This is a genomic window from Aestuariivivens insulae (assembly GCF_022662195.1).
GTDB lineage: Bacteria > Bacteroidota > Bacteroidia > Flavobacteriales > Flavobacteriaceae > Aestuariivivens > Aestuariivivens insulae.
Genome location: NZ_JAKMCS010000008.1, coordinates 199,467 through 211,175, shown reverse-complemented (window position 1 = coordinate 211,175; position 11,709 = coordinate 199,467). Strand labels below are relative to the sequence as shown.

The 11,709-nt window shown below is 36.4% G+C and carries 12 protein-coding genes; 6 read left to right on the top strand and 6 right to left on the bottom strand.

The window, feature by feature from the left end:
- Window positions 1–503: 503 nt before the first annotated feature.
- A complete protein-coding gene (locus MR062_RS11625; protein WP_242204414.1) occupies window positions 504–1,331 on the top strand; it encodes a methyltransferase domain-containing protein in 828 nt (275 codons plus the stop codon).
- Between the two features lie 199 nt (window positions 1,332–1,530).
- On the opposite strand, the gene MR062_RS11620 is transcribed toward MR062_RS11625, so the two are convergent.
- A complete protein-coding gene (locus MR062_RS11620) occupies window positions 1,531–1,992 on the bottom strand; it encodes a nuclear transport factor 2 family protein (RefSeq protein WP_242204412.1) in 462 nt (153 codons plus the stop codon).
- Between the two features lie 148 nt (window positions 1,993–2,140).
- On the opposite strand from MR062_RS11620, the gene panB reads away from it, so the two are divergent.
- The 4 genes from panB to MR062_RS11600 all read left to right on the top strand — a co-directional run bounded on the left by panB (window position 2,141) and on the right by MR062_RS11600 (window position 5,802).
- Entirely contained in the window at window positions 2,141–2,959 is an 819-nt protein-coding gene (gene panB, locus MR062_RS11615) for a 3-methyl-2-oxobutanoate hydroxymethyltransferase (RefSeq protein WP_242204410.1), read from the top strand.
- Window positions 2,960–3,072: 113 nt separating this feature from the next.
- Entirely contained in the window at window positions 3,073–3,585 is a 513-nt protein-coding gene (locus tag MR062_RS11610) for a hypothetical protein (protein ID WP_242204408.1), read from the top strand.
- Between the two features lie 119 nt (window positions 3,586–3,704).
- Window positions 3,705–4,397: an RluA family pseudouridine synthase gene (locus MR062_RS11605; RefSeq protein WP_242204406.1), complete on the top strand. Its 693-nt coding sequence runs from the start codon at window positions 3,705–3,707 to the stop codon at window positions 4,395–4,397.
- Window positions 4,398–4,425: 28 nt separating this feature from the next.
- Window positions 4,426–5,802, top strand: a complete 1,377-nt coding sequence (locus MR062_RS11600) for an aldehyde dehydrogenase (protein WP_242204404.1) — start codon at window positions 4,426–4,428, stop codon at window positions 5,800–5,802.
- 3 nt (window positions 5,803–5,805) lie between these two features.
- Here MR062_RS11600 and MR062_RS11595 read toward each other — a convergent pair whose 3' ends face one another.
- The 4 genes from MR062_RS11595 to MR062_RS11580 all read right to left on the bottom strand — a co-directional run bounded on the left by MR062_RS11595 (window position 5,806) and on the right by MR062_RS11580 (window position 8,957).
- Window positions 5,806–6,606 carry a sensor histidine kinase gene (locus MR062_RS11595; protein WP_242204402.1) on the bottom strand — a complete coding sequence of 267 codons (801 nt, stop codon included), beginning with the start codon at window positions 6,604–6,606 and terminating at the stop codon, window positions 5,806–5,808.
- A 689-nt stretch (window positions 6,607–7,295) separates the two neighbouring features.
- Window positions 7,296–7,799 (bottom strand): hypothetical protein, encoded by a 504-nt coding sequence (locus MR062_RS11590; protein WP_242204401.1) that lies wholly within the window; start codon window positions 7,797–7,799, stop codon window positions 7,296–7,298.
- A 71-nt stretch (window positions 7,800–7,870) separates the two neighbouring features.
- Window positions 7,871–8,497 (bottom strand): CPBP family intramembrane glutamic endopeptidase, encoded by a 627-nt coding sequence (locus MR062_RS11585; RefSeq protein ID WP_242204399.1) that lies wholly within the window; start codon window positions 8,495–8,497, stop codon window positions 7,871–7,873.
- Window position 8,498: 1 nt separating this feature from the next.
- Window positions 8,499–8,957, bottom strand: a complete 459-nt coding sequence (locus MR062_RS11580; RefSeq protein WP_242204396.1) for an Lrp/AsnC family transcriptional regulator — start codon at window positions 8,955–8,957, stop codon at window positions 8,499–8,501.
- A 157-nt stretch (window positions 8,958–9,114) separates the two neighbouring features.
- On the opposite strand from MR062_RS11580, the gene MR062_RS11575 reads away from it, so the two are divergent.
- Window positions 9,115–10,338, top strand: coding sequence for an aminotransferase class I/II-fold pyridoxal phosphate-dependent enzyme (locus tag MR062_RS11575; protein WP_242204395.1), 1,224 nt, complete (start codon window positions 9,115–9,117; stop codon window positions 10,336–10,338).
- A gap of 260 nt (window positions 10,339–10,598) precedes the next feature.
- Here the strand turns inward: MR062_RS11575 and MR062_RS11570 are convergent, their stop codons facing one another.
- Window positions 10,599–11,621 carry a metal-dependent hydrolase gene (locus MR062_RS11570; RefSeq protein ID WP_242204393.1) on the bottom strand — a complete coding sequence of 341 codons (1,023 nt, stop codon included), beginning with the start codon at window positions 11,619–11,621 and terminating at the stop codon, window positions 10,599–10,601.
- Window positions 11,622–11,709: the final 88 nt, after the last annotated feature.

The window sequence follows — 11,709 nt, the reverse complement described above, 5'->3', positions numbered from 1 at the left end:
ACAATAATAAAAGAAGGCATTCCTTTTTAGGAAATAAAACTATAAGAGAATTTGAATTAGATATGTATAACCAGAAACAGGCAGCTTAGTCATTCAACTTAAAGTCCATTTTTTTGTTGCAAGTCCACATAAAGAATTGGTAACCAAAGCAAACAACAATTGGGCTAAACTAAATAAAGCATAATAAATACTAATTCTGAAAAGGCATTTGAAAAGGCATCAAGTGCCTTTTCTTATGAAAAGACTTTAGATGACAAATAAATCAGCAAGAACTATATCCATACAGCTGGAGTAAGAATGATTTTTGGAGCAGCTTTTAGCATTGTACTGCTTAAAAAGGAAGCACAGCAGGTAACAGCATATATAAAAAATTGCTTGTAAATGATTAATTCATTGGCATTTTCATATATTTAAGGTCAGCTTGAGGCTGAAAAATTCATTCCATTTACACACAACTTACATATATATAAACGTTGACAACAATTAGCTAAAACAATAAAAACATGGAGAATTTAAACCAAGTCATTGAGAGACATTATCTTAAAGAAGGTCTATTTGAAGATATATTAGGTCGATTAATGGACCAAGGACTTGACCTGAATTCGGTTAACCGGAGTGATATTGCAGGAGTAGATGAATTTCATGTAAGAGGCGCAGCTGTTTCCAAAGAACTTGCGCAAGCAACTAATCTTAACGGACTTGAAGTACTAGATGTTGGATGTGGACTTGGCGGTCCATGTCGTATGATGGCAGATGAATTTAATTGTAATGTCACTGGTATTGATCTTTCTAATGAGTACATTAGAACAGCCAGAGCGTTATCTAAGTTGGTAAAACTTGACCACAGGACGAAATTTGTAGTTGGTAATGCCACAAACCTTCCTTTTGACGATAGCTCATTTGATGTAGTTTGGACACAACATGTTCAAATGAATATCCCCGACAAGAAAAAATTCTATTCAGAGATCAAACGAGTTTTAAAACCCGGTGGACATTTTCTTTACTATGATATATTCAAAGACAATGATATAGAAGTTGAATATCCTATGCCTTGGGCTTCCTCTGCCAATCACAGTTTCTTATTCAAAAGTAATGCAATGAACGACATCCTAAATGAACTGGGATTTGAGAGGTCGGTAATTACAAATCAAACCAAAGCTGGAATAGACTTCTTTGAGGCACTTGTAACTAAGTTAAAAGCGTTTGGACCACCTAAAATAGGATTAAATGTTCTTATGGGTGAAAGTACCAAACCCAAGCTATTAAACCTCTTGAGCCACTTGAAAAGTGAAGCATTAATGCTTGAAAGCGGGATTTATAAAAAAGCGTAACTGTTGGTAATAAGGGTTCCTATGAAATCAAATTGTAAAATGATTTATAGGGATAATGGAATAAGCCCCCTATAGAGTTTATACCCAGATTTGAGGATGAAATAAATTTAATCTCCAAACCTGAACTTAATAACAAATCTTTTTCGAATTTAGTGGAGTCCTAAAATGGGATAGGCTACAGAAAATAGTTAATCAAAACCTACTCCACCCCACAGCCCTTCTTACGCCGTGTATCAATCAAATAAATAATTTTCCATTGTGTGCCGTCCTTAAACAACTGGAAAGAATTCACGCCACAATGGTTAAATTCACCATTAAACCAAAACTCATAAGGTGTCCAGGCATTGGCCATATTGCCATCTACCTGTATGCTATAATCCAACAAACGTTCGTCCCATTTTTGGTCGGCAGGTCTCTTGGCTATAGCATCAACAAGTTTTTGCAACTCATCGGTCACCAAAACATCCTGTCCTTCCTTGTTTCTGTAGGCCGTTTGCAATAAGACCTTATCCATCATAACTGACTTCATTAACGTGGTGTCTCCTTTATGGAAACCTTCAAAAAAAGTATCGACTGTTTTACGAACTTCAAACGTTTCACCTTCCTGACCAAAAACCGCAGAGGTAATAGCCAATATTAAATAAACCAATATACGTTGCATGATGATGTGTTTTTATCTAAAGTAATACAACTGTTCCAACTGCCTTGTGGTTTAAAGAAAAGTTTAACAGTATCTACTTAATTTATTACTTTTACAAACTGAACTCATTTAAACGTTTTGGGTTCTCCATATAAAACTAACTAAGCAAATGTCTACAGCAAAAAAGGAATACAAACGCATTACAGTAAAGTCATTAGTGGATATGAAAGCCAACGGCGAAAAAATATCCATGCTTACCGCTTACGATTACACGATGGCGAAAATTGTTGACGGTGCTGGAGTTGATGTCATTTTAGTGGGGGATTCGGCCAGTAATGTTATGGCGGGACACGAAACCACGCTCCCCATTACGTTGGACCAAATGATCTATCATGCGTCATCTGTAATCCGTGCAATAGACCGGGCCTTAATTGTAGTAGATTTACCTTTTGGAAGCTACCAAAGCGACCCTAAGGAAGCCTTACGTTCTGCTATTCGTATTATGAAAGAAAGTGGTGCCCATGCCGTAAAATTAGAAGGTGGCAAAGAAGTAAAAGAATCCATAAAGCGTATTTTAAACGCGGGAATTCCTGTTATGGGACATTTGGGACTAACCCCACAGTCCATCTATAAATTTGGTACGTATACGGTTAGGGCCAAAGAAGAAGAAGAAGCCAAACGCCTAAAGGAAGATGCTTTAATGTTAGAAAAAGCAGGGTGTTTTGCTATTGTCCTTGAAAAAATTCCAGCTGCTCTTGCCAAAGAGGTTGCCGAAAGTGTTTCTATCCCCATTATTGGTATTGGTGCCGGTAATGGTGTAGACGGCCAAGTATTGGTGCTACACGATATGCTGGGCATGACCCACGAATTCCACCCGCGTTTTTTACGACGTTATATGAACCTGTTTGAAGATATGACCAAAGCCATGCAGCAATATGTAGCCGATGTAAAAAGCATGGACTTCCCCAATGATGAAGAACAATACTAATAGTATTGATCATCTAAAAACCCACTTTTTTCAGAAGTGTAAGCTAGCTAACACTTTAAGAGCATAAGATTTAATAATTTTGAGATTAGTACTAATCTTAAAAGCTATTAATTATGAAAAAAACAATTGCTTCCCTCTTATTATTAGGCATATTTATTGCTTCCACAGGATGTTCAAATGAAAACACGGAAGCTATCCCAACCTCTGAAGCCAATAATTTGGCGCTTCTCCAATATTTGACCGACATATCGTCCAATGCCACAGCCACGAGCAAAACAAATTCCAATGCTAAATCTGAAAATTCACCGCGTCAACGACCTCCAATTTGGGCAGACTGCATAGAATATACAGGTTTGGTAGTACCTGCTACATTTAAACCCAGTAGCGGTAATTTTGACGAGCTCTATATGATGCCGGGCGGCATGTTTTATGGTGGGCTTCCCTTAATTTCAGATTCTAAACCAGGTGACCAAGATTATAATGGCGGCCGTTGGCATATGAACCTTTTAAAAGAAGGAGTTGACGCTAGTAAATATGCTGAAGCATGCAACGAAGAAGCTTTAGATTTAAACGATTTTGAATCTATAGACATGTATTTTGAGTGCCCTTTACTTCCAAAAAGATAAATAAATCATACTTGTAAATTAACGGGAATGCGCAATGCATTCCCGTTTTTGGTTTTATATAACACATAATTGAATCCTAATTGGTAAATTGCCAATAAATTTATAGTCTCATTCTTTCTATGAAAGTTAAATCCAATCCATCTAACCTTCAAATATTATACGAAGACAATCATATTATAATTGTAAACAAACGTGCCGGAGATATTGTTCAAGGCGATAAAACTGGAGACACGCCGTTAAGCGATATCGTTAAGCATTACGTAAAAGACAAGTACAGCAAACCAGGCAATGTGTACTTAGGTGTCGTGCATCGGTTAGACCGCCCCACAACTGGCCTCGTTATTTTTTCTAAGACCAGCAAGGCCCTACCCAGATTAAATAAATTATTTCTTTCGAAAGACATCAAGAAAACGTATTGGGCCATCGTTAAAAACGAACCACCAAAGCCTCAAGGCACATTGGTTCATTGGCTAAAAAAGAATCCCAAGAACAACAAATCCACAGCTTACCAGAATGAAGTTAAGGATAGCAAAAAAGCGGTCCTTCATTATAAAACCCTTAAGCAATTGGATAATTATGTTTTACTTGAAATTAATTTGGAAACTGGCAGGCACCATCAAATCCGTTCACAACTTTCCAGTATAGGATGCCCCATAAAAGGCGATTTAAAATATGGCTTCGACCGAAGTAACAAAGATGCCAGCATTCATCTTCATGCCAGACATATCGAATTTATGCATCCCGTAAAACAAACTCCTGTTAATATTTTGGCTCCGCTACCAAAGGATCCTGTTTGGGATGCCTGTCTGTAAATTTTAGTATCTTTAAAAAAACACCTTGATGACCATACCAGAAATCGTTTCGCTACAAAAAGCGTTTTTTGAGTCTCAAAAAACAAAAGATGTCAACTATAGGCTTCAGCTTCTAAAAACATTGAAACAAGAAATCCTTGTAAAAGAACAGGATATATATAATGCACTATACAAAGACTTTAAAAAATCGCCTTTTGAAGCTTTTCTAAGTGAGTTTGGCTTAGTGGTTTCTGCTTTGGATTTAGCCATTAAAGATGTAAAAAAATGGTCTAAACCTAAACGTGTAAGACCTTCATTATTAACATTTCCTTCAAAAGACTATATTTATAAAGTACCCTATGGAACGGTATTAATAATTGCGCCGTGGAACTACCCCTTTTTATTAGCTCTAGAACCATTAATCATGGCCATAGCAGCAGGCAATACTGTGGTAGTAAAGCCTAGTGAACTTACGGAGCATACTTCGAAAGTCATTACCAAAATTATTGAAAATGTTTTCCCTAAGGAAATAGCCATTTCCATTGAAGGCGGTGTGGAAACCTCAACTGAATTATTAAAACAGCATTGGGGTTATATTTTCTTTACCGGTAGTACTTTGGTTGGAAAAATGGTTGCGGTTGCAGCAGCAAAACACCTAACACCAGTTACCCTTGAACTTGGAGGAAAATCGCCCTGCATTATTGACGATACTGTCGATTTGAAATTAACCGCCCGCCGATTGGTTTGGGGTAAACTCTTAAATGGCGGACAAACATGCATAGCTCCAGATTATGTCATTGTAAAATCCAATATTAAGACCTCGTTTATAGCAGCCTTAAAAGCTGAAATCATTAAACAGTATGGAGAAAACCCAAAAAATTCACCTGACTTCCCCAGGATTATAAACCAAAGGCATTTTTTGCGTTTAAAACATTTACTGGCTGGTACAGATGTTGTTTTTGGTGGTGATACAGATGAAGAAACCCTTTATATATCTCCCTCTTTAGTTAATGAACCAGAACTGGACAGCGCCATCATGTCTGATGAAATTTTCGGTCCCATATTACCCATTCTGTCTTTTGAAACCGAAAAAGATATTGAACGCATTATTCATAAGCTTGAAAATCCTCTAGCGCTATATGTGTTTTCAAAAAACAAAAAATTCACCAAAACCATAATAAACAAATACAGTTTTGGCGGTGGCGTTGTAAACGATGTATTGACACACCTAGGCAACCACAGGCTTCCTTTTGGTGGGATTGGCTCCAGTGGTATGGGGCAATACCATGGCATACATAGCTTTAACACTTTTACTCACCAAAAATCAATTATGAAAAGGGGTACATGGCTAGACCCTGCTTTACGCTACGCACCCTATAAGAACAAGTTTAAAGTATTAAAAACCTTTTTTAAGTATTTTGGATAACACCTAAACTAAAGGATATGTAATCTCAAGAGTAACGCCTCCATGGGGCTTGGAATCGATATCCAAATTAGCATGGATTAAAGCGGCCCTACTTTTCATATTAATTAAACCAGAACCTTTTTCTATTGTATCGACATCAAATCCTTTACCATCGTCTTTGGCTATAATAAGGAGTTCGTTGGGTTGATAATCCAAAGTAATACTTACATTTTTGGCTTCGGCATATTTAACCGAATTCGACAAAAATTCCTGTAAGATCCTAAACAAAATAATTTCGTGCTTGTTGTTATTAAATGCCCTTTTTTCTCCAATAATTTGAAACGTAGCGGTTTCAAACTTCATCTTTTTCAATCGGTTTAACTCATTGGTTATCGATTGCTCAAACCCCAAATTTAAGACCACATCGTTATTCAATGTTCTTGAAAGCGCCCTTACTTCATTAAGACTATCCTTTAAGGCATCTGCAGTATCTTTAAACTTATCCTTAACCTCATCGGCAACCTGCATCTTTAAAATACTCAATTGCATATTGGCAAAAGACAGCATCTGCCCTATATTATCATGCAACTCCCAACCTATATTCTTAAGGGTTTGTTCCTGGGTTTCTGTTTGGGCTTGTGCTATTTCTTCTTCAAATGCTTGTTGTTGCTTGATGCGATCTAATAGTAATTTGTTTTTTCGTTTTTGAAATACAATAAAAAATACAATTACCAGTGTTGTAATGATAACTAAAACAGTAACCATATACACCAACAAATAACGCTCTGAAGCTGTACTTACTAGTCGTTCTCCGGTCTGCACCATATAAAAGCAAAGGTATAAGTTAAATACATGAATATATTAGCAACTAAATAAATCTCCCATTTTAGGAATATGAAGTTCCAATCCCTATGGGAGTTATAAATATCATAAAATACCAAAGGCGTAATTATGAGCCACCAAATAAAGATAGCACTACTAATATAAAAATTCAATGATCTATAGAATGTAAGGATTTTATCGCTCGTAAGTATTTCGATGAAGTAAAAAACGGTACACAAAAAAATAATCATCGCCCCCATCACACTAATAATAGGAAAAAAACGTAAAAAATAATCATCCCAATGACACAATATATATACTAATGAAAACACAAAGAACAAGACAGATATGTACTTTATAATATATTTAAACTTTTTATTGGTTAAAACTATAGTGTAATAAAAAGCAAAAAATAAAATAGCTCCTATTTTCCAATACATTGTTGACCACCAAAAATTCCTGACCAACCGTGTACCCTGTAAAAAATTAAAAAAACCGTCCCCTTTTATATAGTTAACATAACTACCTGCAAAGTCACAAATGGAAAGGTATATCAAAAACCATATAAAATATTTAGCAACTGTATGTCTGTATTTATTATAACATAACAAACCAGTAACAGCTGCTAAAATTTCTATACTAAAAGTAATTGAATTTTTATATGCTAATAAAAAATCGTTCATTTAAAATTTTCAAGGATATCCAGTATCTCCTCCAGTACCATCGTTTAAAGGAGATACAGGCACATCTTCATTTCCCCCTTGTAAACCTATATTTAAACTGCTAGCTTCAGACGTAGATTTTTTACCCGTTGGCACTATAAACATGGTGGTTAAATTTTTCTTGGACTGTCCTGCATTAGATCCATAAACCCCTAAGTACACCCTAATACCAGACATGTTATACCCCAAACTATCCGATTGGGATTTGGCATAGGCTAAATAGTTTTCAATATCGTCCAATGCCCACCACGTAGAGCGGTCGTCATGGTTTCTACCTTGTTGTTTTGCGGCAGAATCTACGGCTGCTTGTCGGTATTTAGTCCAATTATTGTTCAATTCCTTGGCCTCATTGATGGAAATGACCCCGCTGGGCTTCATTACCTTCATTTCCTTTTCTAATTGTCTCGGACAATAAAAATATGTTAATACGGCCCCAATGGCAAACCCTAAAAGTATGTACCCCAATTTTTTCATAATTATAAAGTTTTAAAAAAGATTTTTAAAAGTACTAAAAAAGATTTTAACTGTAAGATTTTATTTTAAACTTAATCAGGAAAGCCTAACATACTTCCCATGCCAACCGTAAATAACCAGCTCCCATAAATAGCATGCTCTATAGAAACCAATAGTGTAGACCTTGTTTTATAGTAGGTTAAAGCAAATAGCAAGCCTCCTAAAAACGTTAATATTAAAACCAAAAGATTTTTAAAAAATACATGTCCTAAAGAAAACACCAAGGCGTTAACCACTATTAAAACGTTTTTATTGGTTAAAATCGTTTTATATCTGTTAAAAAAAAATGTCCTATAAACAATCTCCTGTGGGTACACCGAAAAGACACTATATATAAAAAGGATCAAAAACCAAAATTTAGGTTTTTCTAGCAATACATAAAAAAGTACATCTTTATTGGTAATCCAGACAAAAAAAGTGGTCAGCGCAGAAATAATTATGAGTTTCACTAAGGTTTGCTTCCAAAACAAAATCCAATTTAAACCTATAGCCACTTTAAAGGCTATCTTTTCATGCCTTAAGAGTATATAGCATATATATATAAAACCACAAATACCTATACTTAGCTTAAGCCAAGCCGAATAATTAAAGGTAAAGCCAATGGGCAATACCATAAAAATGATAAAAAACTCTATTATTTTATAGCGTAATGAATCCATCTTAAAAACCAATAACTGTAGAATGTTTTACTTCATTAATAACAAACATGCTATGGGTGCTACCTATATGGTCTATGGTTGTTAGCTTTTTTACCATAAACTCCCTAAAAGCAACCATATCTTTTACTATAACCTTTAATAGGTAGTCGTAATCACCACTTATATGATAACACTCTAAAACCTCATTTAAGCTTGCCACTTCTTTTTCAAACTTTATCACATAATCCTGGGCGTGTTGCACCAGTTTCACATGGCAAAATACCATAAAAGCCTTATCAACTTTCACTTTGTTCACCAATGCCACATAACCACTAATAAACCCCTCCCTTTCTAGTTTTTTTATGCGTTCGTATACCGCTGTAACCGAAAGGTTTAATTTATTGGAAAGTTCCTTATTGGTCTGTTTGCTGTCCTCTTGTAAATATTCCAGTAACTTTTTATCGATAGTATCAAAAACCATAATTGAAAATTTTTCTATTAATCACCTAATTAATCACAAATTACAAAATTTAAATCTAATTTTTAAACATAATATAGTTTTATTATCTACATTATAACAACATTATTGTTTTTTATTCATATTCTAAGGAATTTTGTACTACCTAAACACTTCAATCATGGCTTTTAAACCCGCAAACAGCATTCAGGATTTACAATATTTTGGTGAATTCGGAGGTGTAAATCCTTCCATATCAGATTCATCAACCTATACTTTTTTATCGGCAAAAACCATGTTCGACACCTTCGAGGGCAATGCCGATGGCTGCTATCTATATTCGCGCCACTCGTCGCCTTCCAACTTGTATTTAGGAGAAGCCCTAGCAGCCATGGAAGGCACCGAAACTGCCAATGTATCTGCCTCTGGAATGGGTGCTATTACTCCTGTTTTACTTCAACTTTGCGGTTCTGGCGACCATATTGTTTCCAGCAGAACGATTTACGGAGGCACCTACGCCTTTTTGAAAAATTTCACGCCACGATTCCATATTAAAACCTCCTTTGTTGATATAACCAATCTCGAAAAAGTCGAAGCCGCCATAACCAAAAACACCAAAGTATTATACTGCGAAACCGTTAGCAATCCACTATTGGAAGTAGCCGATATTAAAGGTTTAGCCAACCTGGCTAAGAAATACAATATAAAATTGGTTGTAGACAATACCTTTTCACCCCTATCCATTTCGCCAGTGAAGCTAGGAGCAGATATTGTAATACACAGTTTAACCAAATTTATAAATGGCTCTAGCGATACCGTAGGTGGCGTTGTTTGTGGATCCCAAGAGCTAATAAACCAGTTACGCAATGTTAACGACGGTGCTTCCATGTTGCTTGGCTCTACCATGGATAGCTTGCGAGCGGCCTCTATTCTAAAAAACCTAAGAACATTGCATATAAGAATGCAGCAACATAGTAAGAATGCACTATACTTGGCCGAAAGATTTGAAACGGACGGATTAAAAACCGTATATCCAGGATTGCCATCGCACCCCTCACACGAACTGTTCAAAAGCATGATGAACGAACAATACGGCTTTGGTGGCATGCTTACCATAGATGTAGGATCCCTTGAAAAAGCCAATGAGCTTATGGAACTCATGCAGCATAGAAACCTGGGCTACCTAGCAGTAAGCTTAGGATTTTACAAGACCTTGTTCAGTGCGCCTGGGACTTCAACATCTTCCGAAATTCCAGAAGAAGAACAAAAGGCCATGGGATTAAGTGACGGTTTGATACGCTTCTCAATCGGGTTGGATGCCGATATTGAACGCACCTACCAAGTAATGCGCAACTGCATGGAAGAACTGGGTGTTTTAACCAAACATTCAACATCTAACATTTAACCTTTTTGGGCGTTCCCGTCGCTACATACCTGCAAGGTTAAAAAGATACCTTGCAGGAAACGCTCTGGTCGGGCTTTACGTTATATCCCTGACGAAAGCAAAGCTTTGTCAGGGGATGCCACTGCAATCCCTAACGCAGACCAAAACCACAAAATCAACCCACTAACATCTAACTTAGTACTTGATACTTTGTTCTTTATACTTGATACTTCGTACTTTGTACCATCAAGCATCCAACCTCCAATATCAAGCTTCCATCATCAAATCCCCTTAGCCCGTTTCCAAATAGCTTGCATGGCCTCACTAATTTTTTCAGTATTACGCTCAAAGGGCTTCATGTTCAATCGGTTGTTTTCATGGTAAAGCACAAAACTAAAAACACACGAATTAGGATCGTTTTCATCTAAAAGCGGATACCTTAAATCGCTGTATAGGTAGGCATCAGCACTCACTTTATAAATACTATAATACCCATTGCTAAACCAGGACAAACGCTTAACATCTCTATATTCCGAAGGAACTAAATCGCGTTGCTTAGGCAGTGTTATAAAATGAGCAAACCTATTATTGGTATCAAACAAGGAGTAATTGGCAATAAGGTAAGCCTCTTCAGTTTCGGCTATGCCATACCAAAGTACATTAGTAAAAATAGCTGGTTGCACCGTAAAACGCTTAAAAGACACACCTCTTTCTTTTAAAGAAGCTTTAAACGTATAATCAACATAAAGTTTATTACCTATAGTGAACAGCATATAAACCGAACTTATACCAACACCCAATTTCAACCACAAGCGTCTTCGATTGGAAGACCTTTTAAAAAACATTAAAACAATTACACAAACTAAAAAAGGCAGGGTATATAAGGGGTCAACGACCGCAATATTATTAAAAGCAACCCGATTATTGGAGAACGGCGCCAAAATTTGCGTTCCATAAGGTGTAAAACAATCTAAAATGGGATGTGTAAATAAGGACCAAAAAAATAAAAGTATCCAATTCTTTAGAGTCGTAGTACCCAAACGCCTTCCCGAATCATACAACCTATAAACCAACCACCCCAAGCCAAAAGCGGCTAAAACAGCAAAGAAAAATGAATGCATAAATCCACGATGGAACAACATGGCATCAATATTATTACCATGAATCCAACTGCCCACATAAACATCTAAATCTGGAATGGTCCCTCCTATAGCCCCAAACAACAAGGCTTTGTTCCCTATTTTCTTTCCTAATACAGCCTCGCCACAAGCGGCTCCTAAAACAATTTGGGTCAACGAATCCATATAACACCCTGTAAATTAAGACACAAATGTACACAATAGCACAGCATTTGCATAGCTTATACGAAAATCGTAACATTACCAGATTAAA